Genomic DNA, 13,183 nt, shown 5'->3' on the forward strand with positions numbered 1-13,183 from the left:
CGCGGACAACCCTAAGTCAGTGCTACATGTCGAAGTAGGTGGCGGCTTCCTCGCCCGAGACCTTCCGGACGATCTCGTCGGCCACGTCCCGGAGCTTCTGGTTCCGGTGGCTGGAGACCTTCATCAGGATGGACATCGCCTCGGTCTGGCTGCAGCGGTTCTGGGCCATGATGATGCCGCAGGCAAGGTTTATGGCAGTACGGCTCATCATCGCCGCGCTCAGGTCATCAGCGGCGCTCTCTGCGGTTCCCACCCTGACTGCCAGGCGGACGGCACTGCCGGCGACGTCGGCGAAGCTTGCTGCCTCGCCGATGGTCTCCTCGGTGAATACGCCAGTGGCCGGCGCGAAGAAGTTCAGGACTGCGGCCGCGTTTTCGCCGAGTTCAAGCGGGACGCCCAGGACGCTGTGGATGCCCTCCTCGATCAGGCGTTCCTGGTAGCTCGGCCAGCGCGGGTCGGAGCGGACATCGGCCAACAGCACGGGGGTCGCTGCCTTCAACGCTGCGAGGCAGGGCCCGTCGCCCACGGCCTGTTCGATGCGGTCCAGATGGACGGCGCGCTCGGTGCTCCCGCCCACCGTTGTGGTTTTCCTGGCGTGCTTAAGCGTGACCCCGCACTCCACCGTGGCGCCGGCCGAGCGGCTCAGTGCGGACGCGGCGATGATCGAGAGCCCGCCCAGGAAATCAGCCACCGATCCCGTGCCGATAATCAGGTCCTGCAGCTCCAGGAGCAACTCATGTTCGGGCGAATTGGTCATGCCCAAATCTAGGCCGAACGGCGGGCGCTCACAAGCTATCCGGCCGCCTGCGGGGCCGCCACTTTGATGATCTCCAGGGCGTCAGGATCCAGCAGCTTCCGCGCGCCGGTCCGCGCGTCCCTGATCCAGATCAGGTCCAGGGAATGTACGACGTCGGTCACCCGGCCCTTGTGGAAGAGCTTGCCGTTGTGCCACGCCTCGATGTGGTCGCCGAGTTGGATTCTTACCGTCTGCACCTTGTCAGTGATCATGCTGTGCCCCCTGCTGGTTGTCCCCGTATGCCCAGCATGCCCCGGCCAGGTTGCCGCAGTGTTTCTGCCGGGTAAAAGCCCGGATTTCGACAAGCTCAACCACCGGATGGTGGAATGCCTTCATGACCAATGACGAGATTCGGCCTGTCTACTTCCTTTCGGACAGCACCGGCATCACCGCGGAAACGCTCGGGAACACCTTGTTGACGCAGTTCCCCGCGAACAACTTTGACCGCATCACGGTCCCGTTCATTACCACCGCCGAACAGGCCAGGACCGTGGTGGGCACCATCGACAAACTGGTCGCCACCGGCCCGAGGCCCATCGTCTTTTCCACGGCCGTCAGCAGCGACATCAGACAGGCCATTGCAACGTGCCAAGGGATCATCGTGGATCTGATCGGGACGCATGTGGGACAGCTGGAGGAAGCCCTCGGTTCCCCGGCCAGCGCTGAACCCGGCAGGGCCCACGGCCTCGGCAACGCGGAGCGGTATCAGTCCCGGATGGCCGCCGTCGAGTACGCCATGGAACACGACGACGGCCAGAGCCTGCGGGCGCTGGAAAAGGCTCAGGTCATCCTGGTGGCACCGTCCCGCTGCGGAAAAACGCCCACCACCATGTACCTGGCGCTGCAGCACGGCATCTTCGCCGCGAACTTCCCGCTGGTGGACGAGGATTTCCAACGGGAAGGGCTGCCCAGGCCGCTGCGGCCTTTTGTTGAGAAGTGTTTCGGGCTGTCCTCCAACCCCCTGCGGCTGAGCCAGATCCGCACCGAGCGGCGCCGCGGCTCACCGTACGCGTCGCTGCGGCAGTGCGGCTTCGAGCTGCGCAGCGCCGAGCAGCTATACGTCTCCCACCGGATCCCTTACTTGAATTCGGCCACCGTGTCCGTGGAGGAAATGGCCGCCACCATCCTGCAGCGGATGAACCTCAAACATTAGGGAAAATTTTCACAAGCCCGGTGTGGCGCACATCATGTTGGAAAGAGTGGCCTAGACCTGTCACTGTAGACAGGATCCGCGCCCACCAACCGGCCACAGCCGCGAGCGGGCAGCGCCCCGGCATGCCATCATCCCTGCAAAGGAGCAGCAAATATGACAACAGACATCCTGTGGTTCTCAGAACTCGGACTCAAGGACCTGGACCGGGTAGGCGGCAAGAACGCCTCCCTCGGCGAGATGGTGCAGAACCTCACCTCCGCCGGCGTCCAGGTCCCTGACGGCTTTGCCACGACGGCCGACGCCTACCGCAGCTTCCTGGCTGACTCGGGCCTGGACCAGAAGATCGCGGACCGGCTGGTGGGCCTGGACACCGATGACGTGACGGCCCTAGCAGCAGCGGGCAAGGAAATCCGGGCGCTGATGCGCGAGACGCCCTTCCTGCCGGACTTCGAGGCGCAGATCCGGAACGCCTACCAGCAGCTGGTGGACAAGCACGCGGGCTCCGAGGACCTCTCCTGGGCCGTCCGTTCCAGCGCCACGGCGGAGGACCTCCCTGATGCCTCCTTCGCCGGGCAGCAGGAGACCTTCCTGAACGTCCGCGGCATCGAGAACATCCTGATCGCCATCAAGGACGTGTTCGCGTCCCTCTACAACGACCGGGCCATCGCCTACCGCGTGCACCACAAGTTTGAACACGCCGAGGTGGCACTCTCGGCGGGCATCCAGCGGATGGTGCGCTCCGACGTCGGGGCTTCCGGAGTTATGTTCACCATGGATACTGAGTCCGGGTTCCAGGACGCCGTGTTCGTCACGTCGTCCTACGGCTTGGGCGAGGCCGTGGTCCAGGGCGCCGTGAACCCCGATGAGTTCTACGTCTACAAACCCGCGCTGCAGGCCGGCCGCCCCGCCATCCTCAAGCGCGGCCTGGGCGAGAAGGCCCTCCAGATGACCTACACCAACAGCCAGGAGATCGGCCGGACCATCGACTTCGTGCCGGTGGAGGCCTCCTTGCGGAGCCGCTTCAGCCTCAGCGACGCCGACGTCGAGCAGCTGGCCCGGCACGCCGTCGCCATCGAGAACCACTACGGCCGTCCCATGGACATCGAATGGGGCAAGGACGGGACCGACGGCGGCCTGTACATCCTGCAGGCACGCCCGGAGACGGTGCAGTCCCGCCGGGCCGCCGGCAGCCTCAGCCGTTTCCGCCTCAACGCGAGCGGCCGGGTCCTGGCCGAGGGCCGCGCCATCGGTCAGCGCATCGGTGCCGGCAGCGTCCGCATCCTCACATCCATCGACCAGATGGCCGCCTTCAAGACCGGCGACGTCCTCGTCGCGGACATGACCGACCCGGACTGGGAACCGATCATGAAGCGCGCCTCCGCCATCGTCACCAACCGCGGCGGACGCACGTGCCACGCGGCCATCATCGCCCGCGAACTGGGGATCCCCGCCGTCGTCGGCACCGGAAGTGCTACGGATTCCCTCTCCGACGGCCTCGAAGTGACCGTCTCCTGCGCCGACGGTGAGACCGGCACCATCTACGAAGGGCTCCTGGACTTCAGCGTCGAGGAAACCGCCATCACCGAGCTGCCGGACGCCCCGGTCAAGGTCATGATGAACGTCGGAACCCCGGAGCAGGCGTTCACGTTCGCCCAGCTGCCCAACCACGGCGTGGGCCTGGCCCGGCTGGAATTCATCATCAACCGCCAGATCGGCATCCACCCCAAGGCGCTCCTGAACCTGGACAGCCAGCCGGCGGACGTGGCCGCGGAAATCCGGGAACGGATAGCGGCGTACAGCAGCCCGCGCGACTACTACATCAAGCGCCTGGCCGAAGGGGTTTCCACCATCGCGGCGGCCTTCGCGCCGGAGCCGGTGATTGTGCGCATGTCCGACTTCAAGTCCAACGAGTACGCCAACCTCATCGGCGGACCGGCCTACGAGCCGCACGAAGAGAACCCGATGCTCGGCTTCCGCGGCGCCTCCCGGTACCTGGAGCCGTCCTTCCGGGACTGCTTCGACCTCGAGTGCGAGGCCCTGTCCTTCGTCCGCAACGAGATGGGGCTGACCAACGTCAAGCTCATGATCCCGTTCGTGCGGACCCTGGACGAGGCCCGCGGCGTCATCGAGCTGCTGGCAGAGAACGGCCTGGTCCGTGGCGAGAACGGCCTCGAAGTGATCATGATGTGTGAGATTCCGTCCAACGCCCTGCTCGCCGACGACTTCCTGGACTACTTCGACGGCTTCTCCATCGGCTCCAATGACATGACCCAGCTGGCCCTGGGCCTGGACCGGGATTCCGCGATTGTCTCGGGCGGCTTCGATGAACGCGATCCTGCCGTCAAGAAGCTCCTCAGCATGGCCATCAAGGCCTGCAAGGCGCGCGGCAAGTATGTCGGCATCTGCGGCCAGGGTCCCAGCGACCACGCGGACTTCGCCGAGTGGCTGGTCCAGGAAGGCATCGATTCCGTCTCCCTGAACCCGGACACCGTGGTGGACACCTGGCTCCGGCTCGCCGGCACCCCGGTGATTGAGTCTGTCGAAGTCCGCTAAACGCACGACGTCGGCACCCGGGTTGGGTGCCGACGTCGTTCTGGCGCTACGCAGGTTCCTTGTCGAGACCTAAATATCGGTGGCGCCAAGGAATATGCGGGTCACGGTCGGGTTTGCGCGTCGAAAACCGCAGAACGCGTACGACGGCGGGGCACGCCAGCCGCTGCCAGCTTGCGTTCCAGCTTGCCGGGCTGCATCAGATCGGCCCAATCCCACCTCACCACGTTGAACCCAGTGGCCCGGATTCTGTTCTCGCGCGTCTTTTCCTCCACCACCGCCTGCGACGCGGTCCGGCCCTTGAGGTACTCGGGTTTGAGGTACTTCTCCTCGCCATCGAATTCGCCAACAACCTTGGCCTGCTTCCAATAGAAGTCGGTGTAGCCCACCAGGCCGTCCCTGTCGTGGATGGCTTGCTGCAGGACCGGGGCTTCGAAGCCGGCCACGTGGATAAGGGCGCGGCTGTAGGACTCCCCTGCGGAACCGGACAAAGGGTCCGCGAAAGCCACGGCGGTCAGTATCCTCCGCCCCGCAGCCGTGGAGTACATAGATCCGATACCTGCCTCCAGTTCAGCCGTCGTCACGGCAGGCAGCCGCAGGGTCCGGTCTGGTCGAAGCACATGGTCCAGGGGTGCGGCAGCTTCGGTGAAAGGCGTGAACGCCGCCAGGTCCAGGACAGTGCGGATGCGGCCGGTGACGAGCAGGCCCTCCCGCCGGACCACCATCAGACCCGCCGGCGCAGCAAAGTGGCGGCGGACTCCAGCACGTGACCGGCCGCCGTCGTTCTTCATGGTGAGGGCCTGGACCGGGTGGTTCAGGCCGATGGTGGGTATTCCCCACACGCTGGCGGCAGAGTGGCGGGCGAAGACCGTGGGTTTCTCGAACGTTTCCGCAGCGGCCTGGACGCGGAGGCGATACTGGTCCCACGGCTTCAGCCCCTTCCACGTGGGCCCGTCGGTGTAGACGCCGTGCCGGACGCGGACCAGGGAACCGGCCTTTACGCGCTTGGCAAGGTCATCCGGGGTCAACCCGTGAAGGACGCGGTCGCGGGCCAAGAGAAGCGGTGGAAGATCCGTCATGTAGCGAAGATGCCAGCTGCGCGCCCTCGGCGCGAGGGGTAGGTGCCGCTATGTGGAGAAGTCCTGGCGACGCGCTTGTCCGTTTCCGACCCGCACCTCCACGGGCGCACCCGGAATACGGACTGCGTCGTGGAATATCGGCCTCGAAAACGAATTTGCGCGTCACAGAACCGGAGAGGAACGCACGACGTCGGCCCCCGGTTGGGTGCCGACGTCGAACGTTAATGTCAGACCTGGTTGATGCGGATCATGTTGCCGGACGGGTCGCGGAAGGCGCAGTCGCGCGGGCCCCACGGCTGGACGATGGGTTCCTGGAGCACCTCGGCGCCGGACGCCCGGAGGGTTTCGAAGGTGGCGTCGAGATCGTCCGTGTTGAATACGAGCATGGGCATAACGCCCTTGGTGAGCAGCTCCTGGATGGCGTCCCCGTCGGCCTGGGAGCGGCCGGCGTGCGGAGGGCTGAGGACGATCTCGAGGTCGGGCTGGGCGGCACTGCCGAGTGTGACCCAGCGCTGTCCGTCCGAGCCGACGTCGTTCCGGACTTCCAGGCCAAGGGCGTCACGGTAGAAGGCGAGGGACTCATCGAGATCGTTGACAGTGACGTGTGCGTACTTCAATGAAATGTTCATGTCTCCCACGCTAGGGGAGTGGCTATGAAGAGGCTTCTTCAATCCTGCTCGGTTTGCGCGAGGGCCGGGTGTGCTGCCGGGCGATGCACGTGGGCATTGCTTTCACGGCGTGGTGTTCGCGGGCCCGGTAGGCGCTGGGCGTTATGCCGACGATCTCGGTGAACCGCGAGCTGAACGAACCCAGGGACGTGGAGCCCACTTCCATGCACGCGTCGGTCACGCTAACGCCGGCGCGCAGCAGCGCCATGGCACGTTCGATCCGCCGCGTCATGAGGTAGTTGTATGGCGTTTCGCCGTAGGCCGCCTTGAACTGGCGGGAGAAGTGCGCCGCTGACATAAGGGCGCCGGCGGCCATGGTGGGCACGTCCAGTGGCCGGGCGTACTCGCGGTCGATCAGGTCCCGGGCCCGGCGCAAATGGGCCAGGTTGGCCAGCTCCTGCGGTGTCATGAGGCAAGTCTAGTAGCGCCCCACTCCCGGTGGTCGAGCCTGTCCGCCCGGTGATTGAGCTTGTCGAAATCCCGGCGATGCGGAAACGGCGTGGCGCTACGGAACCGGCCTGGCGATCGATTCGTGTCACGATGCAGCGTGGCGCTACGCATATGCCGTGAAAATGCTCGGGCAGCCGTGCCAGACAGACAGCTGTGCATGGAGCATACTGAGGCATGACTGACCGCGACGACTTCCTAGCCTGGGTAAAGTCCGCGCTTTACGAAGCGGAACTAGCCCTTCACAACGGCGATTCGGCCCCGCGCCGGGCAATCTGGTCACGTAACGAACCCGTGAGCATCCTGGGTGCGTGGCGCAACGCCTATGGCCAGCATGAGCTGGACGGGCTCTTCGCCGACCTCGAGAAGAGTTTCTCCGACTGCACGTCGTACACGTTCGAACTGCAGGCGTATGACGTCTTGGATGACATGGCCTATACCGCCGGACTGGAGCAAACCTCCGCCTCCGTCAACGGTCAGCCGCGAAGCTACACCTTGCGTGCCACGCAGGTGTATCGCCGCGAAGGCGGCGAATGGAAGGTGGCCCATCGGCATGCCGACACTGTTGTCGAGTGACCGTGCCACGCGCGTCGCGTGAACCGGGTAGAGATCCGTTGCCGGGCGTCGAACCGCAGTTAGGCGCGGACAGGACGCGGCCCTTTACGCCAGAAGGTGGAGAAATAGGGTACATTTTGTTTTCTTAATTCACCAACGCCCGGTGTACTCTTCCAAGGTTAGGCTTCCCTAAATCGCCGAAGACACCTATGGACCACACGCTATGAGCACCCAACTTGACCTTCAACGCCTGTCGCTTGCCTCGAACCTCGCGAGCAACGGTGACAGGACTGCCGTTGCCACCAGCAATGGTGTCTTGACGTATCGGGAACTGGCCGACCGTGTTGAGGAGCTGGGCCGGCGACTCGGTACCGAACGACGCCTGGTGGCCCTGACGGCCGGTAACGATGTTGACTCGCTGGTGGGGTACTTGGCGGCCATGGCGGCCGGTCATCCGCTGATCCTCCTGCCCGCGGACAAGCCTGCTGCCCTGGAGTCCCTGGTCGCGGCCTATGATCCGGACGTTATCCTCAGTTCCGCGAACGGCCGGACAGTACTGGAGGAGCGACGGCCTGGCACCGGACACACCCTGCACCCGGACCTGGCCCTTCTGTTGAGCACCTCGGGTTCCACCGGGTCACCCAAGCTTGTGCGGCTGTCCTACGACAACCTCCAGGCGAACGCAGAGTCCATCGCGGAATACCTCGGCATCACGGAGTACGACCGGGCAATGACCACGCTGCCCATGTCCTACTGCTATGGACTGTCAGTGATCAACAGCCACCTGCTGCGTGGTGCCAGCCTCGTCCTGACGGATCTGTCCGTGGTGGACCCCTGCTTCTGGGATCTGTTCCGCAGCGAGGGTGCCACATCGTTCGCAGCCGTTCCCTACACCTTCGAGTTGCTCGAGCGGGTGGGGTTCGCCGCGATGAATCTGCCCACGCTCAGGTATGTGACCCAGGCTGGCGGCAGGCTCGGCCCCGACCTGGTCCGGCGTTACGCCGGACTGGGCGCAAGGAGCGGCTGGGATCTCTTTGTGATGTACGGCCAGACGGAGGCCACCGCACGCATGGCATACCTCCCTCCCCGGCTGGCAGGTACGTCGCCGGGCGCCATCGGAATCCCTGTCCCCGGCGGCGCCTTCCGGATAGACCCGGTCCCTGGACTGGAGCATGGGGAGCTGGTCTATTCCGGACCCAACGTGATGCTGGGTTACGCACAGACGCCGGAGGACCTCGGCCTCGGGCGGACTGTGGATGAACTCCGCACCGGAGACCTGGCACGCCAGACCGCTGACGGACTGTACGAGGTAGTGGGAAGGCGCAGCCGGTTCGTCAAGATCGTCGGCCTCCGCGTCGACCTTGGACAGGTGGAACGGATCCTTGCCGACCTTGGTATTCAGGCCGCGAGTGCCGGCACGGACCAGGGACTCGTGGTCGCCGTCGAGGGTGAACACGACCCAGCGCTGCTGGGCAAGCTCCTCGCCCAGGGCATAGGCTTGCCACGCGCTGCCCTGGAAGTCCATGCGGTCCGGGAGCTTCCGCGCCTGGCGTCCGGCAAGCTGGACTACCCGGCCGTCCTGGCCCTCGCCAAACCCACAGTTCAAGACGCGCCTTCCAGCGCGAACTCCGGAGCTAAGCCGCGGGACAGTGTGGTGCGCATCTTTGAAGACACGCTGGAGCTGGAAGACATTTCCGACGACGACACGTTCGTTTCGCTGGGCGGGGACTCGCTTTCGTATGTGGCGGCGTCCGTGCGGCTTGAGCAGGCATTGGGACATTTGCCCCCGGATTGGCATATCACCCCGGTGGGAGTGCTGGGGGCCCGCTTTGAACAGCCGCGGCCGCGGAAGCGCCGCCCCTTCGCCCGGCTTGAAACCAGCATTGTGCTGCGGGCGGTCTCCATTTTCCTGATTGTCAGCACCCATATTGGATTCCTGCACTGGCAGGGTGCGGCCCACGTGCTCATGGCTGTTGCGGGGTTCAACTTCGCACGGTTCCAGCTGTCCGGGGAACGCATGCCGCGGCTGCGGAAGCAAGTGGCCAGCCTGGCCAGGGTGATCGTCCCCAGCATGGTCTTCATCGGCTTCGCCTACCTGATCACCGACAGATACAGCCTGGCGAATATCGTCCTCCTGAACGCCATTATCGGACCCGAAGAGGTGACCACCCGGTCGCATTTCTGGTTCATCGAGGTGCTCGTCTACGTGTTGGTCAGCATGACGGCCCTGCTCGCCCTGCCCTGGGCAAGCCGTGCCGAAAAGCGCTTCCCGTTCCTTTTTCCGCTCGTGCTGCTCGCCGCCGGGCTGCTCACCCGCTATGAGCTTTTTGAGCCGGGAATTCCGCACACAACGCCCATATTCTGGCTTTTCGCGCTGGGATGGGCGGTTGCCCGGGCCCGCCATATTCTTCAGCGAGGCGCCGTCAGTGTCGTTGCCGCTTTGACCATCCCGGGGTTCTTCGACAACCCCGCCCGTGAACTGACTGTCCTGGCCGGGATACTCCTGCTTCTCTGGCTGCCCAGCATTCCCGTCCCGGCCGGACTCCGGCGCCTCACCGTTCTGCTGGCCAGCGCGTCCCTGCACATCTATCTGGTGCATTGGCTGGTCTACCCGCTGCTGGTTGAGCTCAGTCCCGCCCTCGCCGTTGTGGCCTCATTGGCCGCAGGCTCCGCGTACTGGGCACTCTGCAGCCTGGCGCCAACGGTCATCGGCCGCACCAAGAGGCGGATCCTATCCGCCCGGTGAGCCGGGTTACCCTCCTGCCCAGGTGCGCTCCAAAGACCACGGCAAAACCCGGGACACACCGGGCTATTGCGTGTCCCGGACGAAGGAAGTGGGGAGAAACGCCCGACGGCGGCAGGCGCCCCGCAGCCCGCGCCGGTTGGCTGCCCCTCTGGAGCCCTATCGGGCTGAGGCGCCGGGCGCTCAGCTGCGACATTTTATAGGCCTAAGTGTTAGAAATCGGCAAGGATTCTCGCATTTACGGACTCAGTACCTGCTGCCCGCCGGTCGTAGCGACGCGCAAACGGCCTGGCGCTACGCAAGCGCTTTGGGGACACAGAAATACGCGTGTCGCCAGAGCGGTTGTGCGTCCTGAGTGAACATGCGCGTCGTCAGCACGCGAAGGCCTCGGTGGTCGAGCCTGTCAGTAATCCCGGTTCGACGGTCTCAACCACCGGGAATCAGCGGCAGATCGCGGCTCGGGCCGCCACGCGAGCGATCTCCAGGACCCGGGGATCCAACAACTTCCGTGTGCCGGTGTTCCCGTCGTAGATCCAGATCAGTTCCACTGAACGGACGACGGCGGTGTCCCTGCCCTGGTGAAAGAGCTGCCGTTATGCCCGGCTGTCAGTCGTCGGTGGGGAGAACTGAGGTAATTTCCGAGATGGGCCGAAGGTGCAGTTCGAGTAGTTGGAGTGCGGCGGCCGCATCGTGCTTCGAGAGGGCATCGACAATGGCTCGGTGTTGCTTGTTGATGATTTCCACCCGCTCTGGTCTGGCGGTCAGGGCTCGGACGGCGACTCGCTGCTGACGGGAGCGTAGGGTGTCATAGAGTTCCGTGAGAACCGTGTTGTCAGCCGCAGCAACCATGGCCCGGTGAAAGCGCCGGTCGAGGTAAGACACGGTGAACCAATCTAGAGCGTCGCCGGCCTCTTCCATCTGCTCAATCAGGCCAAACATCTCGACCGGCACTCTACGCTCTAGCGCGCACATAACACTGAGGGCGTGACCTTCAATGAGCAGGCGAGTCCGGTAGACCTCTTCCAGTTCGCGGGAGGTTACAGTCCGAACTTGTGCTCCCTTGCGCGGCAGCAAACTTATGAATCGCTCAGCCGCCAGTTGGTGGAAAGCTTCACGGACTGGCGTGCGGGAAACGCCAACAGCCTCACTAACCCACTGCTCATCCAAGAAGCGACCAGCTTCTATGCTGCCCCTGATGATTTCGTCACGCAGCCACTCGTACACGCGGATTCTAGCTGGTCCGGCCTGCGTGGGAGGAGGAACCTCGATGTCCGTCATAGTTACCTTCTCTTCGGTGGGCGAGCGTGTGTATATGCCTCGTATACTCAGCGTCACGCAAAACAGATCTTTCCTAAAGCAATGCGTCGGCAAGCCTTACTAGGCTTCACCCGCGCCACGTTCACAGTGGCATTATTTTCGCCATATCTCAAGTATCCCTTGTGTATACGTGACGGATATGTTCTTCTGTAGTGACCGCGGATGTGGCGCGGGACACGTCGGCTAGTTCTTATGAGGAGTAATCCATGTATGCAGTTCCCCCCAACCGCCAGTTCGCCGTATGGCTGTCCGACCCCAGTTTTGCGGCTGCCGAGATAGCTCGCGGCATTGGCTACGGGGCCGTTGTCTTGGACATAGAGCATGGCTCTTTCGACCTTGCTGACCTTGAGCGCTTTATCCCCTTCCTTAAGTCCCTGGACTTGGATGTCATTGCAAAGGTTCTGGGTCCGGAGCGCGGCCCAATCCAGCAGGCGCTTGACTTCGGTGCCAATGCAGTGGTGATTCCCCACGTTGAGAATCTTGCCCATGCACGGGCAGTCACTGCTTTCGCCAAATTCCCGCCGCTGGGCGACCGGAGCTTCGCTGGTGGCCGGACCAGCTCTTACGGCGGATTTACTGACGAGTGGGTTGCTGAACAGGATGCCAAGACCCGCTGCTACCCGATGATTGAAGATGCGGGCGCACTGGACGACGTCGAGGCCATCCTCGCCCTGGACACTGTTGACGGTGTGTTTGTCGGCCCGTCGGATCTCTCGTTGCGCCGAAACCGGGGTGCGTACTCGCGTAAGGAAGGCGATTTTGCTGACCTGGAGCGCGTAGCCAAGGCAGCGGCGGCTGCGGGCAAAGCCTGGGTCTTGCCGGCGTGGAGCCTTGAGGAAAAGGAATTCGCGCTTCGAAACGGTGCTGATCAGCTGGCTCTCATCATGCAGCACGGCGCCCTCATGACGGGTCTCTCCGCTCCGTTTGAGCAGGCCCGCACGCTTGCCGATTCGCGCTCGTCCCATGCGCACGTATAACGCAACAGAGCCTCCTCGACCTGCCTGATCGATCAAGTCCAAATAACTCAGAAGGAAAATTTATGGTCAGCATCGCCGTAGCCCAGTTCGCTCCAGGTCTTGACAAGCTGCAGAACGAAAAAACCATTGTCGAACTCGTGAGGGAGGCCGCGCAGTTGGGCGCCCGTCTCGTCGTTCTACCCGAGTATGCGATGTTCACCGCACCGTCAATGGACCGTAGTTTCTTGGAGACAGCGGAAACACTATCAGGACCGTTCGTCACGAATCTGGCGACTCTTGCCCGAGAACTGGATATCTTCGTCGTAGCCGGCCTCAATGAGGAACTGGAGGGCGGAGAGCAGATCTCAAACACCCTTGTAGCGCTCGGACCACAAGGCGACGTAGTCGCGGTGTATCGGAAACTGCATCTTTACGATGCCTTCGGCTACAAAGAATCTGATCTCGTGCGGCCTGGCGCGGTGGAAGAGCCAGAAACCTTCGAGGTTGATGGCTTCAGCTTCGGGATGCAGACGTGCTACGACCTTCGGTTCCCCGAGGTGACCCGGAGAATCGTAGACGCCGGCGCCCATGTTCTGCTTCTTCCCGCCGAGTGGGTGCCAGGTCCTCTTAAGGAAGATCACTGGACCACGCTGCTGCGTGCCAGAGCTATTGAAAACACTATCTACGTGGCAGCCGCCGATCAGTGCGCCCCCACCGGCGCAGGCAACAGCATGATCGTTGATCCCATGGGCGTCGTCCTGGCTTCATTGGGTGAGCAGACAGCCGTCGCCGTCGCAGACATCTCGGAGGAACGCCTGCGGGAAGTACGGCTGAAGAACCCAGCACTGGAACTTCGACGATTCAAAGTCGCAGCCAGCGACTGACACTCCTCGCCGTCGTCGCCCCCGTTTTCCAGCAC

At 63.7% G+C, this 13,183-nt stretch carries 12 protein-coding genes; 6 read left to right on the top strand and 6 right to left on the bottom strand.

Annotation, left to right across the window (positions count from 1 at the left end; genetic code table 11):
* Positions 1-22 precede the first annotated feature (22 nt).
* Both AU252_RS15285 and AU252_RS15290 read right to left on the bottom strand, forming a co-directional pair.
* On the bottom strand, positions 23-757 hold the full coding sequence (locus AU252_RS15285) for a GAF and ANTAR domain-containing protein (protein ID WP_058932987.1): 735 nt from the start codon (positions 755-757) through the stop codon (positions 23-25).
* 35 nt (positions 758-792) lie between these two features.
* The gene (locus AU252_RS15290) at positions 793-1,008 is read right to left on the bottom strand and encodes a hypothetical protein (protein ID WP_058931457.1); all 216 of its coding nucleotides are present in this window, start codon (positions 1,006-1,008) and stop codon (positions 793-795) included.
* A gap of 122 nt (positions 1,009-1,130) precedes the next feature.
* On the opposite strand from AU252_RS15290, the gene AU252_RS15295 reads away from it, so the two are divergent.
* Both AU252_RS15295 and ppsA read left to right on the top strand, forming a co-directional pair.
* On the top strand, positions 1,131-1,949 hold the full coding sequence (locus AU252_RS15295) for a pyruvate, water dikinase regulatory protein (RefSeq protein WP_058931458.1): 819 nt from the start codon (positions 1,131-1,133) through the stop codon (positions 1,947-1,949).
* A gap of 153 nt (positions 1,950-2,102) precedes the next feature.
* Positions 2,103-4,502, top strand: a complete 2,400-nt coding sequence (gene ppsA, locus AU252_RS15300; RefSeq protein WP_058931459.1) for a phosphoenolpyruvate synthase — start codon at positions 2,103-2,105, stop codon at positions 4,500-4,502.
* Positions 4,503-4,603: 101 nt separating this feature from the next.
* Here ppsA and AU252_RS15305 read toward each other — a convergent pair whose 3' ends face one another.
* From AU252_RS15305 to AU252_RS15315, 3 genes are all read right to left on the bottom strand, one after another.
* A complete protein-coding gene (locus tag AU252_RS15305; RefSeq protein WP_058931460.1) occupies positions 4,604-5,578 on the bottom strand; it encodes a hypothetical protein in 975 nt (324 codons plus the stop codon).
* Between the two features lie 227 nt (positions 5,579-5,805).
* Positions 5,806-6,207 carry a VOC family protein gene (locus tag AU252_RS15310; RefSeq protein WP_058931461.1) on the bottom strand — a complete coding sequence of 134 codons (402 nt, stop codon included), beginning with the start codon at positions 6,205-6,207 and terminating at the stop codon, positions 5,806-5,808.
* A gap of 22 nt (positions 6,208-6,229) precedes the next feature.
* On the bottom strand, positions 6,230-6,655 hold the full coding sequence (locus tag AU252_RS15315) for a helix-turn-helix transcriptional regulator (protein WP_058931462.1): 426 nt from the start codon (positions 6,653-6,655) through the stop codon (positions 6,230-6,232).
* A 215-nt stretch (positions 6,656-6,870) separates the two neighbouring features.
* Between AU252_RS15315 and AU252_RS15320 the strand changes: the two genes are divergently transcribed.
* Entirely contained in the window at positions 6,871-7,269 is a 399-nt protein-coding gene (locus tag AU252_RS15320) for a nuclear transport factor 2 family protein (protein WP_058931463.1), read from the top strand.
* A 202-nt stretch (positions 7,270-7,471) separates the two neighbouring features.
* Positions 7,472-9,994, top strand: a complete 2,523-nt coding sequence (locus AU252_RS15325; protein WP_058931464.1) for an AMP-binding protein — start codon at positions 7,472-7,474, stop codon at positions 9,992-9,994.
* 603 nt (positions 9,995-10,597) lie between these two features.
* On the opposite strand, the gene AU252_RS15330 is transcribed toward AU252_RS15325, so the two are convergent.
* A complete protein-coding gene (locus tag AU252_RS15330) occupies positions 10,598-11,269 on the bottom strand; it encodes a GntR family transcriptional regulator (protein WP_058931465.1) in 672 nt (223 codons plus the stop codon).
* A 245-nt stretch (positions 11,270-11,514) separates the two neighbouring features.
* Here AU252_RS15330 and AU252_RS15335 point away from each other — a divergent pair, with 245 nt between their 5' ends.
* Together AU252_RS15335 and AU252_RS15340 are read left to right on the top strand one after the other, a co-directional pair.
* Positions 11,515-12,285: an HpcH/HpaI aldolase family protein gene (locus tag AU252_RS15335; RefSeq protein WP_058931466.1), complete on the top strand. Its 771-nt coding sequence runs from the start codon at positions 11,515-11,517 to the stop codon at positions 12,283-12,285.
* 62 nt (positions 12,286-12,347) lie between these two features.
* Positions 12,348-13,148, top strand: a complete 801-nt coding sequence (locus tag AU252_RS15340) for a carbon-nitrogen hydrolase family protein (protein ID WP_058931467.1) — start codon at positions 12,348-12,350, stop codon at positions 13,146-13,148.
* The last annotated feature ends 35 nt before the right edge of the window (positions 13,149-13,183 follow it).

Origin of the sequence: Pseudarthrobacter sulfonivorans (assembly GCF_001484605.1) — a bacterium.
GTDB classification, from domain to species: domain Bacteria; phylum Actinomycetota; class Actinomycetes; order Actinomycetales; family Micrococcaceae; genus Arthrobacter; species Arthrobacter sulfonivorans_A.